The sequence below is a fragment of the Streptomyces sp. GbtcB7 genome (genome assembly GCF_019091445.1).
Classification (GTDB): domain Bacteria; phylum Actinomycetota; class Actinomycetes; order Streptomycetales; family Streptomycetaceae; genus Streptomyces; species Streptomyces mirabilis.
Map to the genome: position 1 here is coordinate 128,184 of NZ_JAGXJM010000016.1, position 15,554 is coordinate 143,737.

The 15,554-nt window shown below is 69.0% G+C and carries 14 protein-coding genes; 9 read left to right on the forward strand and 5 right to left on the reverse strand.

The window, feature by feature from the left end:
* Positions 1-241: 241 nt before the first annotated feature.
* Together KVT44_RS25895 and KVT44_RS25900 are read left to right on the forward strand one after the other, a co-directional pair.
* A complete protein-coding gene (locus KVT44_RS25895; RefSeq protein WP_217568970.1) occupies positions 242-1,693 on the forward strand; it encodes a cytosine permease in 1,452 nt (483 codons plus the stop codon).
* A gap of 117 nt (positions 1,694-1,810) precedes the next feature.
* Positions 1,811-1,951 (forward strand): hypothetical protein, encoded by a 141-nt coding sequence (locus tag KVT44_RS25900; protein WP_217568972.1) that lies wholly within the window; start codon positions 1,811-1,813, stop codon positions 1,949-1,951.
* A 182-nt stretch (positions 1,952-2,133) separates the two neighbouring features.
* On the opposite strand, the gene KVT44_RS25905 is transcribed toward KVT44_RS25900, so the two are convergent.
* Positions 2,134-2,691, reverse strand: coding sequence for a TetR/AcrR family transcriptional regulator (locus KVT44_RS25905; protein WP_099924848.1), 558 nt, complete (start codon positions 2,689-2,691; stop codon positions 2,134-2,136).
* Between the two features lie 77 nt (positions 2,692-2,768).
* On the opposite strand from KVT44_RS25905, the gene KVT44_RS25910 reads away from it, so the two are divergent.
* Positions 2,769-4,067, forward strand: coding sequence for an MFS transporter (locus KVT44_RS25910; protein ID WP_217568974.1), 1,299 nt, complete (start codon positions 2,769-2,771; stop codon positions 4,065-4,067).
* 175 nt (positions 4,068-4,242) lie between these two features.
* Here the strand turns inward: KVT44_RS25910 and KVT44_RS25915 are convergent, their stop codons facing one another.
* A complete protein-coding gene (locus KVT44_RS25915; RefSeq protein ID WP_060896721.1) occupies positions 4,243-4,434 on the reverse strand; it encodes a hypothetical protein in 192 nt (63 codons plus the stop codon).
* 177 nt (positions 4,435-4,611) lie between these two features.
* Here KVT44_RS25915 and KVT44_RS25920 point away from each other — a divergent pair, with 177 nt between their 5' ends.
* Positions 4,612-5,745 carry a glutathione-independent formaldehyde dehydrogenase gene (locus KVT44_RS25920; protein WP_099925925.1) on the forward strand — a complete coding sequence of 378 codons (1,134 nt, stop codon included), beginning with the start codon at positions 4,612-4,614 and terminating at the stop codon, positions 5,743-5,745.
* A gap of 275 nt (positions 5,746-6,020) precedes the next feature.
* Here KVT44_RS25920 and argG read toward each other — a convergent pair whose 3' ends face one another.
* Entirely contained in the window at positions 6,021-7,469 is a 1,449-nt protein-coding gene (gene argG / locus KVT44_RS25925; RefSeq protein WP_075029507.1) for an argininosuccinate synthase, read from the reverse strand.
* A 231-nt stretch (positions 7,470-7,700) separates the two neighbouring features.
* Here argG and KVT44_RS25930 point away from each other — a divergent pair, with 231 nt between their 5' ends.
* Complete coding sequence (locus tag KVT44_RS25930; RefSeq protein ID WP_217568976.1) at positions 7,701-8,399, forward strand: response regulator transcription factor; 699 nt, start codon at positions 7,701-7,703, stop codon at positions 8,397-8,399.
* A gap of 124 nt (positions 8,400-8,523) precedes the next feature.
* Here the strand turns inward: KVT44_RS25930 and KVT44_RS25935 are convergent, their stop codons facing one another.
* On the reverse strand, positions 8,524-9,555 hold the full coding sequence (locus tag KVT44_RS25935) for a LacI family DNA-binding transcriptional regulator (protein ID WP_308314112.1): 1,032 nt from the start codon (positions 9,553-9,555) through the stop codon (positions 8,524-8,526).
* A gap of 445 nt (positions 9,556-10,000) precedes the next feature.
* Between KVT44_RS25935 and KVT44_RS25940 the strand changes: the two genes are divergently transcribed.
* The 4 genes from KVT44_RS25940 (at position 10,001) to KVT44_RS25955 (ending at position 14,556) form a co-directional block, all read left to right on the forward strand.
* Positions 10,001-11,029, forward strand: coding sequence for a sugar ABC transporter substrate-binding protein (locus tag KVT44_RS25940; RefSeq protein WP_217568978.1), 1,029 nt, complete (start codon positions 10,001-10,003; stop codon positions 11,027-11,029).
* A 354-nt stretch (positions 11,030-11,383) separates the two neighbouring features.
* Positions 11,384-12,241 (forward strand): sugar phosphate isomerase/epimerase, encoded by an 858-nt coding sequence (locus KVT44_RS25945; protein WP_190171796.1) that lies wholly within the window; start codon positions 11,384-11,386, stop codon positions 12,239-12,241.
* A gap of 84 nt (positions 12,242-12,325) precedes the next feature.
* Positions 12,326-13,522 carry a Gfo/Idh/MocA family protein gene (locus tag KVT44_RS25950; protein ID WP_217568980.1) on the forward strand — a complete coding sequence of 399 codons (1,197 nt, stop codon included), beginning with the start codon at positions 12,326-12,328 and terminating at the stop codon, positions 13,520-13,522.
* Positions 13,523-13,557: 35 nt separating this feature from the next.
* On the forward strand, positions 13,558-14,556 hold the full coding sequence (locus KVT44_RS25955; protein WP_217568982.1) for a sugar phosphate isomerase/epimerase: 999 nt from the start codon (positions 13,558-13,560) through the stop codon (positions 14,554-14,556).
* 69 nt (positions 14,557-14,625) lie between these two features.
* Here KVT44_RS25955 and KVT44_RS25960 read toward each other — a convergent pair whose 3' ends face one another.
* Positions 14,626-15,519, reverse strand: a complete 894-nt coding sequence (locus KVT44_RS25960; RefSeq protein ID WP_254649871.1) for an aminoglycoside phosphotransferase family protein — start codon at positions 15,517-15,519, stop codon at positions 14,626-14,628.
* Between the last annotated feature and the right edge of the window lie 35 nt (positions 15,520-15,554).

The window sequence follows — 15,554 nt, forward strand, 5'->3', positions numbered from 1 at the left end:
GGCGGTCGCCGCGAGGACGACGGCACTGCAGGACAGGACGCCTCCAGGGCGCGTTGCCGGAGCAGCCCGGCAGGGGCCGTTTTCATCCTTTCAGTGGCGTGCCGCAGCTGGGGTTGCACTGCGTGCCGGTCGGACATACTGACCGGTACGGCCTTCCTCGGCCGGTACGACAAGAGGATGAACGTGATCACAGATGGTTAATCTTCTCATCACATGATGAACCCGCTCAAAGGAGGCACTCGTGACCACATCGTCGCAGCCACGGGTATCGGGTCTGGAAATCCGCTCCATCGACTACGTCCCCCTCGACGAGCGGCACGGAAAACTCTGGCACCTGGGGCCTCTGTGGTTCATGTCCAACGCGCAGATCGCCACCCTGGCGGTAGGGCTGATCAGCATCACCGAGGGCGGCAACCTCATCTGGTCGCTGATCGCGATCGCCGCGGGCACCATCCTCGGCACGTTCTTCATGGCCTTCCACTCCGCGCAGGGCCCACAGCTGGGACTGCCGCAGATGATCCAGTCACGGCCGCAGTTCGGCTACGTCGGGGCCCTGCTCGTATGGCTGTTCGCCTATGTGCAGTACGCGGGGTTCAACATCTTCAACACGATCCTGGCCGGTGAGGCCCTGCACACCACATTGCACGGCGGCGTCAAGCTGTGGGTCGTCGTGGTCACACTCATCGGGTTCGTCATCGCGCTGGTGGGCTACGACGTCATCCACCGCGCCGAGCGGGTCCTCACCTACACCTTCCTCGTCGTCTTCGGGATCTTCACCGTGGGCATCCTGCTCACCCTGCACTATCCCCCGGGCTCCTTCGACCTCGGCGGCTTCCAGTGGACCCCGTTCCTCGCGCAGTTCGGCGTGGTCGCCGGATACCAGATCAGCTGGGCCATCTACGTCTCGGACTACTCCCGCTACCTCCCGCCGGACGTGACCGTCCGCAAGACCTTCTACTGGACGTACTTCGGGTCGGCGCTCGGCGGCATCTGGCTGATGTGTCTAGGAGCTCTGCTCGCCGCGTGGGCGGGCAAGGACTTCGAGACCGTCCGCTCGATCAACGCGGCGGGCGACAAGGTCTTCAGCGGCTTCGGCGCCATCGTCCTGCTGTTCTCCGCCCTGGGCCTGATCTCGGTGACCGCCCTGAACATGTACGGCGGATCCCTCACACTCATCAGCGCGATCGACTCGTTCAAGAGAGTGCGGCCCACCGTCGCCGTACGGCTCGTGACGATCGGCCTCACCGCGGCGCTCTCCGTCGTGGGGGCACTGGCCTCCACCGCCCACTTCCTCGAGAACTTCAACAACTTCCTGCTGTTGGTGCTCTACCTGTTCATTCCGTGGACCGCCGTGAACCTCATGGACTACTACGTGGTGCGCCGCGGCCACTACGCGGTCGCCGAGATCTTCAACCCGCACGGCATCTACGGCCGCTGGGGCTGGCACGGCATCATCTCCTACCTGGTCGGCTTCGCCGTCATGGTGCCGTTCTTCTCCGTCGGCACGCTCTTCGTCGGACCCGCCGCCCACGCGCTCGGCGGTGCGGACATCGCCCTGTTCATCGGGCTGCCCGTGTCCGCGGTGCTCTATTGGCTGCTCACCCGGTCGATCGATGTCGATGCGGAGACCCGCCTGGCCGAGGCGGAGATCGCGACCCTGGAATCGGCGGCCCATGAGCACCGAGAGCCATGACCTTGCCATGGGCGCCCGGAACAACGGGCCGAGAACCGCGGGGCACCTTTGTGCGTCCTGTCTGTCTTGCAGAGTGACGGCCGCCGCTGGGGGCGCGAACAACAGCAAAGGGTGATCATGAGGCGGAAATGGGTGCTCGCCGCAGTTGTGGCGTTCCCGATGGCTTTCGTGGGGTGGATCGCCCGGACGGTCTTCACCACCGTGCAGTACGGCAAGCACTCGACAGCGGTCGTCGATTTCTCGGCGTACGACGTGTGACGCGGCTGGCGCCGCCTTCCGCACGATCGGTTGCGGCCGGTGCCCTTCCGTCCCGGCCGACCTGTGCGGTCACAGCACTAGGGCCTGTCCGGCGGATCATGCCGCAGACGCGGGGCTTGGCACGCCCACCGGCGTTCATGAGGCACCGCCCGTTTCCTGCGACTTGATCCGCCGGACAGGCCCTAGACCGCCGCGAGCAACGGCGCGACCAGACCCCGCGCCCACTCCCCGGACGCGGGCTCCCCGCTGAAGATCGCGCGGTAGTACAGCGGACCGAGCAGTCCGTCGACGGCCCGCTCCACGCTCGGCACCTTGCCTCCTCGAGCTCGCTCCCGCTCGATGATCGCCCCGAGCTGAGCGTGCCGGTCGGCCGTGCAGGCGCTGCCGCCCTCCGGACCCGAGCCGATCGTCGCCCGCATCAGGGCGAGGACGTCGGGATCGGCGAGGTCGGTGGCGACATCGCCCGTCCACCGCTCCAGGTCACCCACCAGAGAGCCGGTGTCCGGCACCACGACATCGCCGCTGAACCGACTCGTGGCGACGTCGGCCAGGAGCTGTGCCACTGAACCCCAACGCCGGTACACCGTGGTCGCGTGCACGCCGGCGCGCGCCGCGATGGCGGGAATGGTCAGCGCCTCGGTCGGCTCTTCGGCGAGCAGCTCCCCGACCGCGCGGTGAACGGCCGCGCGCACCCGCGCGGAGCGGCCGCCGGGACGGGGCTGGAATGTTGCTTCGGTCATGCGGAAATTATCGCACTGATCGCTGCGTTAGGGGAGGACAGCTAACGCAGTGATCACTGCATTCGGAGAGAGAGCGCATGTCTGACGCACCCACGTCCTACAAGAAGATCCCGTCAGCCTCAGTCCCAGGTGGCCCGCCGTCCGGTCGTGTGCGGCGGGGGCTGAGCCGACCGGTGGCCTTCTCCTCCATCGCGGCCGTCTTCGTCCTCTTCATGGCCGCGTCGAGCGCGCCGTCGCCGCTCTACGTCATCTACCAGCACGAGTGGAGCTTCTCGGCGACCACGCTGACCACCGTTTTCGCGGTGTACGTCGTAGGAATGATCGGGGCACTCCTGGTACTCGGCGCACTGTCCGATCACATCGGCCGCCGACCGGTCCTGGCATCGGCCATCGCCCTCGAAGCGGTGGCCATGGCACTGTTCATCGTCGCCGACGACGTCTCGATCCTTCTGACGGCCCGCTTCGTCCAGGGCGTCGCCACCGGCGCGGCCATGACCACACTCGGCGCGACCCTCGTCGATCTCAACCCGCCCCACGCGCCGCACCGCGCCGGCGTCATCACCGGTGCGGCCCCGACGTTCGGGCTGGGCCTCGGCGCACTGGGCTGTGGTGTCCTCGCGGAGTACGGGCCGCATCCGACCCGACTGGTCTACGTGCTGCTGCTCGCGGCTCTGGTCCTCGCCGGTCTGCTCGTCGCCCTCATACCCGAGACGGCACACCGCCGGCCCGGCGTCGTACGGTCGCTTCAGCCGCGCCTCGGCGTCGCTCCGCGACTGCGCACGGACCTGATGGCACTCGTGCCGATCCTGGTGGCGAGCTGGGCACTGGGCGGACTGTATCTCTCACTCGGTCCGTCAGTGGCCGCCAACCTGTTCGGCCTGTCCAGCCATGTCATCGGCGGCCTCGTGGTCACCCTGCTCTGCGTGCCCGCCTCGATCACGGCCTTCGCGTTGCGCGGCTGGCCCACCGAGCGCACGCTCGCCCTCTCGGCCACCTTGCTGCTGCTCGGCACGGCCGTCGGTCTGGGCGGTGTGGAGGCGAACTCGCTCACCATGGCCGCGTCCGGCACCGCCATCGCCGGAGTCGGCTTCGGTGGCTCGGCTCTCGCCAGCTTCGGCACACTGGCCCGGATCGCCGAGCCGGCCGAGCGGGGCGAACTGTTCGCGGTCGCGTTCGTCATCTCCTACCTGGCCTTCAGCATCCCGGCCGTGGTCGCAGGGATCGCCGCCACGAACGTCGGCCTGCACGAGACCTCGGTCGTCTACAGCGCGGCCGTCATCGCCTTCAGCGCCCTCGCACTCGCCGCCCAACGGCTCCGCAGGGGACGGGCCAGGAACACCGGCCAGTGCGGCGGGCCCGCCACGGCCCACCACTAGATGAACTCCGACACGGACGCCCTCACCACCCATCCATGACAGGTGGGCGGGCACACGAAGCCCCCGGCAGGCACAGAGGCTCACTGCCGGGGAGCTTTGGACTTCAGAGGAACGACACGACCGCGCCCGGGACCGTCGTCATCACCGATGCCCGCGACGGCATCGGCGCGGAAGGTCAGCGGTCGGCGATGTCCTCGCGCAGGCCGTCGGAGAATTCCCACCACGACAGCGGAAGCCAGTCGCCGTTGACGAAGCCGTCGACCGTAGCGCCTCGGCCGCGGACCGTCACGGTCGTTCCCGGCGGGTAGGTGGTGCCGGACAATCCCGGCACGGGGACAAGCAGCGTTCCCAGTCGCTGTGCTGACATCTTTCGGCCTCCCTCTCCACTGCAATTTCTCTGCACGGCACCGGGCAGTTATTCACATCGACGTTACCGGGTTGTCCGATCGCGCAGTACGGAGAATCATGAGAGATGGGTCACGCGGAGAATGCGGGCGGGGGCGTGGACATCACATACATGCGTCACCGAGCGGAGGTGGCAGCCGTGAAGGCCGTCGTTTACAAAGGGCCGTTCAGCGTTGCGGTCGAAGAGGTTGAAAAGCCCAGCATCCAGCATCCGAACGATGTGATCGTACGGGTCACTTCCACCGCGATATGCGGATCCGATCTGCACATGTACGAGGGCCGTACCGCCGCCGAGCCCGGCATCGTCTTCGGCCACGAGAACATGGGAATCATCGAGGAACTCGGCCAGGGCATCACCTCACTCAAGGAGGGCGACCGTGTGGTCATGCCCTTCAACGTCGCCTGCGGGTTCTGCACGAACTGCGTCGAGGGATTCACCGGTTACTGTCTGACCGTCAATCCCGGTTTCGCGGGCGGCGCGTACGGATACGTCGCCATGGGCCCCTGGAAGGGCGGCCAGGCCGAATACCTGCGCGTACCCTTCGCCGACTTCAACTGCCTGAAGCTGCCGCCGGGAAACGAGCACGAGAGTGATTTCATATTGCTCGCCGACATTTTCCCCACCGGATACCACGGTTGTGAGCTCGCCCAGGTCCGCCCGGGCGAGAGCGTCGCGGTGTACGGCGGAGGGCCTGTCGGACTCATGGCCGCCTACTCGGCTCTGATGCGCGGCGCGAAGAAGGTCTTCGTCGTGGACCGGGTCCCCGAACGGCTGCAGAAGGCCGAGGAGATAGGCGCGGTTCCGATCAACTTCTCCGAGGGCAACCCGATCGAGCAGATCAAGGACCAGACGGACGGCATCGGCACGGACAAGGGCATTGACGCCGTCGGCTATCAGGCGACAGGGCACGGCACGGACCGCGAAGAACCGGCGACCGTCCTGAACTCGCTCGTCGGCACGGTTCGAGCCACCGGAGCGCTCGGGGTGCCCGGCCTCTATGTGCCCTCCGACCCCGGCGGCCCGGACGAGCAGGCCAAGCAGGGCATGCTCCTCGTCTCGATCGGCAAGCTCTTCGAGAAGGGCCTGCGGGTGGGGACGGGACAGTGCAACGTGAAGCGCTACAACCGGTACCTGCGCGACATGATCATCGAGGGCAGGGCGAAGCCCAGTTTCGTCGTCTCCCACGAACTGCCCCTGGATCAGGCACCGTCGGGCTACGACAAGTTCGACAAGCGGATCGAGGGCTACACGAAGGTGATACTGCACCCGTAGCCCTGCGGACCGCAGTCTCCCGCCACTGCCGCTCGTCGGCTGTCGCGATGTGATGCCCTGCCGGATGCGCCGGGAGTTCCCCGGCGGGCAGGGAACGTCGGCGGACGGTGTGTCCGTGGGTCCTGGCCCCGCCACTCCCCGCGCGTGAGGTCGCTGTCGGCGACGGGAGCCAAGGCGGTGAACCCCTCCCCCTCGCGCAGCGGACGACGGCGGGCCCCGGCGGAACAGAATCCGCCGGGGCTCGCCGCCCGCGTACGTACGACCGGTGGCCGACGTCAGTCCGTGCCGGACTCCATCGCGGCGCGGTCCAGCATCGTCTCCTCGTCCGTGGCCTCGCCCCGCGAGGCGATCACCTCAGCGCCGCCCTCGTCCATGGCGCCGATCAGACCGGTCGAGGCCGCCTGCGCGGCGCCGATCGGCGTCGGGTGGTCGCTGCCGACCAGGCCCAGGCCCGCGTACTGCTCGAGACGGGCACGGGAGTCGGCGATGTCCAGGTTCCGCATGGTGAGCTGGCCGATGCGGTCCACCGGGCCGAACGCCGAGTCCTCGGTCCGCTCCATGGAGAGCTTGTCCGGGTGGTAGCTGAGCGCCGGGCCCCGGGTGTCGAGGACCGAGTAGTCCTCGCCGCGGCGCAGCCGCAGGGTCACCTCGCCGGTGATCGCTGTGCCGACCCAGCGCTGCAGCGACTCGCGCACCATCAGCGCCTGCGGGTCCAGCCAGCGGCCCTCGTAGAGCAGCCGACCCAGCCGCCGGCCCTCGTTGTGGTAAGCGGCCACGGTGTCCTCGTTGTGGACCGCGTTGACCAGACGCTCGTAGGCGATGTGCAGCAGCGCCATGCCGGGGGCCTCGTAGATGCCGCGGCTCTTGGCCTCGATGATCCGGTTCTCGATCTGGTCGGACATGCCGAGGCCGTGCCGGCCGCCGATCGCGTTGGCCTCCATGACAAGGTCGACCGGGGAGCCGAACTCCTTGCCGTTGACCGTGACCGGACGGCCCTGGTCGAAGCCGACCGTCACATCCTCCGTGGCGATCTCCACCGACGGGTCCCAGAACCGCACGCCCATGATCGGGTCGACCGTCTCGATACCGGTGTCGAGGTGCTCCAGGGTCTTGGCCTCGTGCGTGGCGCCCCAGATGTTGGCGTCCGTGGAGTACGCCTTCTCCGTCGAGTCCCGATACGGCAGCCCGTGCGCGAGCAGCCACTCCGACATCTCCTTGCGGCCGCCGAGCTCCGTGACGAAGTCCGCGTCCAGCCAGGGCTTGTAGATCCGCAGGTGCGGGTTGGCGAGCAGCCCGTACCGGTAGAATCGCTCGATGTCATTGCCCTTGAACGTGGAGCCGTCGCCCCAGATCTGCACCCCGTCCTCGAGCATGGCCCGCACCAGCAGCGTGCCGGTCACGGCACGCCCCAGCGGTGTGGTGTTGAAGTACGGGCGCCCGCCCGACCTGATGTGGAACGCGCCGCAGGCGAGCGCGGCCAGCCCCTCCTCGACCAGCGCGGCACGGCAGTCGACGAGCCGGGTGATCTCGGCGCCGTACGCGGTGGCACGGCCGGGCACGGACGCGATGTCGGGCTCGTCGTACTGACCGATGTCGGCGGTGTACGTGCACGGCACGGCACCCTTGTCGCGCATCCAGGCGACGGCGACCGAAGTGTCGAGCCCGCCGGAGAAGGCAATGCCGACGCGCTCGCCGGTGGGGAGGGAAGTGAGGACCTTGGACATGGCAAGATTATGCAACATCCCGCATGGTCATGCAAGGCCACTCCGCGGGCGACTGACGCCCCGCGGGTCGAGAAGTGACCGAGACCACAAAGAAAACGATGCCGTTTCGATAGCACCGGAGCTACGCTGATGGCACCGAAGTGAACGAAACCGTTTCGTTCACAGGGAGTGCGGTGGCGGACACCCGACCCACGTCGGCAGCCGCCCCCACCCTCACGAAGGGCGCCCGTCATGACCTCCGTACTCGTCGTGCACAGCCAGTCCCTGCACCGGCTCGGTCTGCACGTGCTTCTGGCGGCCGAACCCGACCTGACCGTCGTCGGCGGGGCGACGAGTGGCACCGAGGCTGTCCGCATGAGTGCCGCGCTCGGTCCCGACGTCGTCGTGATGGGCGACCACGCAGCCGATCCGAACGGCGTCGAGGCCATCCGCCGCATCACCCGCCCCCTCACCCCACTTCCGGCGCCCGAGCCCGTCAGAGCCGGCCGGCGCCCCCCGCGCGTACTGGTCCTGACCTCCAGCAGCCACGAGGGGTACGCCTACGCGGCACTGCGCGCCGGAGCCAGTGGGTTCCTCCCCCAGGACGCAACCCCCGACGAACTGACCGCGGCCGTCCGTATCGTGGCCGCCGGAGACGCCGTCACCACGCCCAGCGTCACCCGCGCGCTCATCGACGCCGTCCGCCAGGAACGCCCGGCCCGCACCACCGAGCAGGAAACAGGGCTCGACATGCTCACCGAGCGGGAACGCGACGTCCTCACCGCCGTCGCCTCCGGCTGGTCCAACGCCGAGATCGCCGCGCGGCTGTCCATCGCGCCGACCACCGTCAAGTCACACGTCAGCCACATCCTCGCCAAGATCGGCGCCCGCGCCCGCGTGCAGGCGGTGGCCTTCGCCTACGAGTCGGGCCTGGTGCGACCGGCCGCCTGACGCCGACCCGCACCGCAAGGCCGCCGACTCCGCGAGGGAGGTCCGCCTCGCGGTGCCACTCCCCGTAGGCCACGCCTCCTCTTCGCACCGCGCCCGCGTGCAGGCGGTGGCCCCAAAACGCCTGTCAGACGCGCTCCGCGGTCGTGCCACGCAGAACGAGCCGTGGGGTCAGTACGACCTCGCGGGACTCGGTGCGGCCCTGGTCCAGGCGCTCGACGGCGGCGACCACCGCATGCCGGGCCTGTTCACGGGCGCTCTGGCTGACCGTGGTCAGATTGAAACAGCTCAGGCGGGAGAGGGCGTCGTCGTCGTAGCCGACCACGGACACCTCGCCCGGGACGGCGACCCCGGCACGGGACAGAGCGGCCAGGACGCCGATGGCGGACTGGTCGTTGAACGTGACGATGGCGGTGGGGAGTTCGGCGCCGTCGAGCAGCTGGCGGGCGGCACGTTCGCCGGCCGCCTCGGTGTTGTCGCCGCGCAGAACCCGGATGTGCGCGTCCAGGCCGTGACGGCGCATAGCGGCGCGGTAGCCGCGGCGACGGTCGGTGGCGATGACACCCTTGCCGCCGTCGACGTAGGTGATCGCGCGGTGGCCGAGCTCCACCAGGTGGTCGACCACCTGGCCGACCCCGTCGTCGTCGGCCGAGCGGACGACATCGAGGTCGGCGTCGGCGATCCGGCGGCCGACGGCGATGACGGGAGCCTTGCGGTCCAGCGCGGCGAGTGCGTCCCCTGAGGCGGTCGGGCCGAGCAGGATCAGGGCCTCGCTGCGGAAGGCCAGCAGCGTCTCGACGGCGGTGTGTTCGTCGCGGGTGCGGGTCTGGGTGCTGAGGACGAGGTCGTAGCCGACCTCCTCGGCGGCCGTGTGGAGGTGCTCGACCAGATCCGCGTGGAAGGGGCTGTGGATGTCGACCATGACACCGAGCAGCCGGGTGCGCCTGCTGGCCAGCAGACTGGCGGTGCGGTCCACCTGGTAACCGAGCTCGGCGGCGGCCTTCAGGACGCGTTGCCGGGTGCGCTCGCTGGGGCCGGGCACACCACGCAGCACCAGGGAGACGGACGCGGTGGACACGCCCACGCGGGCGGCCACGTCCTCCAGTCGGGGGCGTTTGCTCGCGCCGTCCCTGCGACTCGCGGAAGCGTCATCGTCCACTCGCACCTCCCGGCAGATCTCCTCGGGCAACACCCTTGACACGTTCACGAAACGAGCCGATAGTACCAGAACTTAAAGCGCTTTAAATTGTCCTGACGTTCCAACGAAGTCAGCTCGGACCGCCACGGCTCCCGGCATTCCGAGCCCGGCCGCGTCACCATCCTGCAGACCGAGTTCCCCAAGCCACCGCACCGTCTCGACCCCGGGACGGTCATCGCACCCAAAGCCACCGACTCCACCGGGTCGAGGGCCTGTGTCCGGCTGCCAACAGCTTCCGGGCACCCCACCCGCTTCTGAGCCCCGCCGCACCCAATGCAGCAGGCCTCTCCCGCGCACCGCGCCCCGACCGAGGCCGCCGCGACCTCCCCGGCCCCATCCAGCAGCCGCGAATCCACAGCCCACTGCCCGTCACTCCCTCTCACTTGCACAGCGAGGTGCACGCGCCATGAGCCACACATCCCTTCCCGGTTCTCCCCGATTCCGCAGAATCGCCCCCGCCGTGGCGGTGGCCGCCGCGGCCGCTCTCACCCTCGCCGGCTGTTCCAGCAGCTTCGGCGGGAAGAAGGCCGCGGAGAGCGGGGCCGCGGTGTCGGCCGGCAAGGCCGACACCCCCCGTATGACGATCGCGATGGTCACCCACGCGCCCTCCGGCGACACCTTCTGGGACACCATCCGCAAGGGCGCCGAGGCCGCCGCCGCCAAGGACAACGTCAAGCTCATCTACTCCAACGACGAGACCGCCGCCGACCAGGCCAACCTCGTGCAGAACGCGATCGACCAGAAGGTCGACGGCATCGCGGTCACCCTCGCCAAGCCCGACGCCATGAAGGCCGTGGTCGCCAAGGCCGAGGCGGCCGGCATCCCGGTCGTCGGCTTCAACGCCGGCCTGTCCGAATGGAAGAAGCAGGGCCTGCTGTCGTTCTTCGGTCAGGACGAGTCCGTCTCCGGCCAGGCGCTCGGCACCAAGCTCAACGACACCGGCGCCAAGCACACCCTGTGCGTCGTGCAGGCCCAGGGGGACGTCAACCTGGAACAGCGCTGCGCCGGTGTGAAGAAGACCTTCAGCGGCAAGACCGACAACCTCTACGTCAACGGCACCGACATGCCGTCCGTGAAGTCGACGATCACCGCCAAGCTCGCGCAGGACAAGTCCATCGACGAGGTCGTCACACTCGGCGCCCCGTTCGCGCTGACAGCCGCGCAGGCGACGTCCGAGGCCGGCAGCAAGGCGAAGGTCGCGACCTTCGACCTCAACAAGGACCTCATCTCCGCCATCGAGAAGGGCAGCATCCAGTTCGCCGTCGACCAGCAGCCCTACCTCCAGGGCTACCTCGCCGTCGACTCGCTGTGGCTCTACAAGACGAACGGCAACTACAGCGGCGGCGGCGAGCAGCCGATCCTGACCGGCCCGGCCTTCGTCGACAAGTCCAACGTCGACACCGTCGCCTCCTTCGCCGCGAAGGGCACCCGGTGAAGACCATGACCCAGCAGGCTGAGCCGGCGGTGACCACACCGCCGGCCCCCGGCCCCAAGCCGACCGACGGCCGGACCGCCCAGCGCCCTGTGACACGCGTCCTCCCCCGGGCGCCAAGAACGAGATCTCGTTCGGGCACGTAAAGGCCCCACGCGCAGGTCGGACATGACGTGACGGCATCCCGGTGCACAAGGCGGTCCACCCACCTCCGCCCACCTCCGGGCACCGCCGGGCACCGCCGGGCACCGCCGGGCACCGCCGGGCACCGCCGGGCACCGCCGGGCACCGCCGCTGGACCGAGGACGTCCTGCCCCAACGATCCACCGTCTCCCCGTGACCGGAAGGCACACTCTCGTGAAGATCGCCCTCGACCCCTACATGATCCGCAACGTTCCGCTCCTCGAACTGCCCGCTGTGGTCGCGGAGTTGGGCTACGAGTGGATCGAACTCTCTCCCCGGGAGGACTTCATCCCCTTCTTCCGGCACCCGCGCGTCGACGACGCGACCGTACGGAAGTTCCGCAAGGCGCTGGACTCGGCGGGCGTCGGCGTCTCGTCCGTCCTGCCCCTGTTCCGCTGGTCGGGACCGGACGAGGACGCCCGGCAGGCCGCCGTCCGCTACTGGAAGCGCGCCATCCGGATCACCGCCGATCTCGGCGTGGACAGCATGATCTCCGAGCTCAACGGCCGGCCCGAGGATCCGGACCGCAGCGAGGCCCAGTTCTGGAAGTCGATGGACGACCTGCTGCCGCTCCTGGAGCAGGAGGGCATCCGCCTCACCCTGGAGCCGCACCCCGACGACTTCATCGAGAACGGCCACGACGCGATCAACCTGATCCGCGGCATCAACCACCCGAACGTCAGCTTCCTGTACTGCGCCCCGCACACCTTCCACATCGGCAACGACGCTCCCGGCATCATCAAGCACGCCGGCGACCTGCTCACCCACGTCCACCTCGCCGACGCCCTGGACCACACCGCGTCCTCCGGCAACCGCTACATCCTCAACCCGCCCGGCACGTCGGCCCGGATCCATCAGCACCTCGACATCGGCCAGGGCGAGGTCGACTTCGACGAACTCTTCCGCGAGCTGCGCGCCAACGGCTTCGACGGCACCCTCACGGCCTGTGTCTTCGCCTGGGAAGAACGCGCCAAGGAGTCCTCCGTCTTCATGCGGAAGAAAATCGACGAGTACCTGGCCACCTGGTCCTGACGGACCACGGCCGCCCCGGCACGGACGTCCCGGGTGCGGGCCGACCTTCCTTCCTTGTGAACCTTCCTTGAGAGAGGCCCCCCCATGACCACGTCCGCCAAGCCCCTGTCTGTCGCGGTGATCGGCGCCGGTATGGCAGGCCGCAGCCACGCCGCCGGTTACCGCAACGTCAACACGGTCTTCGGTGCCGGTCTGCCGCCGGTCCGGCTGGCCGCGATCGCCGATGCCAACATCGAACTCGGTGAGGACGCCGCCCGCCGCTACGGCTTCGAGAAGGCACTGCCGAGCTGGGAGGCCGTCGCCGAGGACCCGACGATCGACGCCGTCAGCATCGTCGTCGGCAACGCGCTGCACCGACCGATCGCCGAGGCACTGGTCGCCGCGGGCAAGCACGTACTGTGCGAGAAGCCGCTCGCCGGTTCGCTGGAAGACGCCCGCGCCATGGCCGAGTTGGAGCGCTCCGCCGATGTCGTGACCGCCGTCGGGTACACCTTCCGCCGCTCCCCCGCCATCGCCGCCATCCGCGAGCACGTCCGGCGCGGCGAGCTGGGCGACCCGACCCTGTTCAGCGGCCGCTACTGGTGCGACTACGCAACCGACCCGAACGGGCCGCTGAGCTGGCGGTTCAAGGGCGGCCTCGGTTCCGGTGCGCTCGGGGACATCGGCTCACACGTCATCGACGCCGCCGAGTACGTCGCCGGTCCCATCGCCTCGGTCTCCGGTGCCGTGCTGTCGACGCAGATCCCCAAGCGGCCCCTGCCGCTGGGCGCGGTCGTCGGGCACAACGCGGCTCCCGTCTCCGACGAGTTCGGCGAGGTCGAGAACGAGGACACCGCGTCCTTCACCGCCCGCTTCGAGTCCGGTCTCATCGGCACGTTCTCGGTGACACGCACCGGCTTCGGCCTGCCCAACGGGCTGTCCTTCGACATCCTGGGCGTCGCTGGCCGCGCCGCGTTCGACCAGCACCGGCCCGCCGAGTACCTCTTCGACGACGCCCAGCCCGAGGCTCGTACCCGAGGCGCGCGCCAGATCATCGCCGGCCCGCAACTGCCGTACTTCGCGGGCGGGGTCCCGATGGAAGCACCGGGTGTGGGCGCCAGCAACGCCGACAACTTCACCTACCAGGCCCGGGCCTTCCTCGACCAGGCCGCCGACGTCGCCGAGCCGCTGCCGGCCTGCGCCACCTTCGCCGACGCACTGCGGACCATGGAGATCATCCGGGCCGTCGTCGAATCCTCCCTGGGCGGTGGCACCGCCGTCACGGTCCCGCCCGCCGCCTGACCGCCTGCCCCCACCCGCGTCCAAGGAGCACACACATGGCCCTCAAGCTCGGCGCCTACACCGCCTGTCTGCACGACCGGCCTCTCACCGAGGCCCTCGACATCCTCAAGGAGAACGGCCTTACCTCCGTGGAGGTCAACACCGGCGGCTTCATTCCGTCCCCGCACTGCCCGGTCGACCTGCTGCTGTCCTCGGCCACCGCACGCGAGGAGTACCTGGCGACCTTCGCCGACCGCGGGATGGAGCTGACCGGCCTCAACTGCAACGGCAACCCGCTCAACCCGCTCCCCGGCGTCGGCCCGAAACACGCCGACGACCTGCGCCGCACCATCCGCCTCGCCGGCCTGCTCGGTGTGAGGCACGTGGTCACCATGTCCGGCACCCCGGGCTCCGACCCCGACGCCACGTACCCGTCCTGGGTCGTCAACCCCTGGGACGGCGTCTACATGGACGTCCTGGACTACCAGTGGGGCGTGGCCGTCGAGTTCTGGAAGGAGATCGACGCGCTGGCCCGGGAGAACGACGTCCGGGTCGCCATCGAGATGCACCCGCACAACCTGGTCTTCTCCCCGGTCACCCTGAAACGGCTCGTCGACGAGACCGGCGCAACGAACGTGGGCGCGGAGATGGACCCCTCACACCTGATGTGGCAGGGCATGGACGTCGTCGCCTGCATCAAGTGGCTGGGCCCGCTCGTGTTCCACGCCGCGGCCAAGGACGCGACCCTCTGCCCCGGCGCCGACATCCGTGGCGTGCTGGACACCTCGTTCACCCGCGTACCCGCCCACGCGCCGGGCAAGGTGCCCACCGGCTACGGATTCTGGTGCAACGCCTGGCCCGAGAACCCCGCGTGGAAGTTCGTCGCCGTCGGCGCCGGACACGACATCGCCTACTGGACCGAGTTCCTGCGCGCCCTCGCCGAGATCGACCCGGACATGGCAGTAAACATCGAACACGAGGACGCCGCCTACTCCCAGACCGAGGGACTCGCCCTGGCCGCCAAGAACCTGCACAGCGCCGCGACCGCCCTGTAGCTCCATCCCCCCGCACAGCCCCGTGCCCACCGACGGGCACGGGGCCATCGACTGCCCCAGGTCACCCGGTCAGCTGCGAGCCAGCCTCACAAGGAATTCAGTCTCCGAGTCGTTCCGCCGCTCACAGATCCTGGGGACCGCGATGAGGACGGCGAGGGCCCGGCACCAGCCCAGGACACGATCGGGAGACAGCCCCGGAACCAGCACCGACAGCTCTTCGATCCTCCGCTCCAACTCCACCCGCTCCACAACTCCATCCAGCACCCAGTCCACCGTGTCGAAGTCGGGATCGCCCCATGCGGGCCGTGGATCGATCGCCACCATGCCCGCGCCCGGACCGGACAGCACGTTGGCCGGATGAAGATCGCCATGCACAAGTCCCACGGGGCCACTGGCGGCCAGTTCCAGGGCTGCCGTTCGGGCTCGAGCGAGCAGGGCCGAGTCAAACAGTCCGCTCCCCCCGGCCCCGGCCAACCTGCGGCTGGTCAAGTCGAAGAGGAATCCGATCCGATGTGACAAGGGCCGCAACACCGAACGCTGCGCCGGTGTGGGAGCAGGCGCCCGCAGCTCCCGAAGGAGCACAGCGACCTCGGGCAACCGCCACGCGAGCTCCCTCACCGGCACGCCCGGCTCCACGCTCTCCAGCAGCAGGGCTCCCTCACCAAGCTCCTGCGCCAACATGGTGACAACCGATGGCGTCCCCGCCCATGCGCGCAGAGCTTCGGCTTCCTCGGTGGCGATCACGGGGTCCGGCGTGAGCTTCAGCCACACAGGGCTGCCGTCCTCGCGCCGCAGACACCGGAACACCCTCGATGTGCCTCCCCCACCCGCCCCCACGAGCTCCAGATCCCAGCGAGCGGCGAGCCGGCCGACTACGACCGGCAACTCATCACACCAGCCCAGCACGTCGGGCCCGAACCGAACGACGAACCGATCGCGGACCTCCGGTCCGACCAGGGTCAACTCCCTCAACACGTCCCTCGCAAGTGGCCGAACCG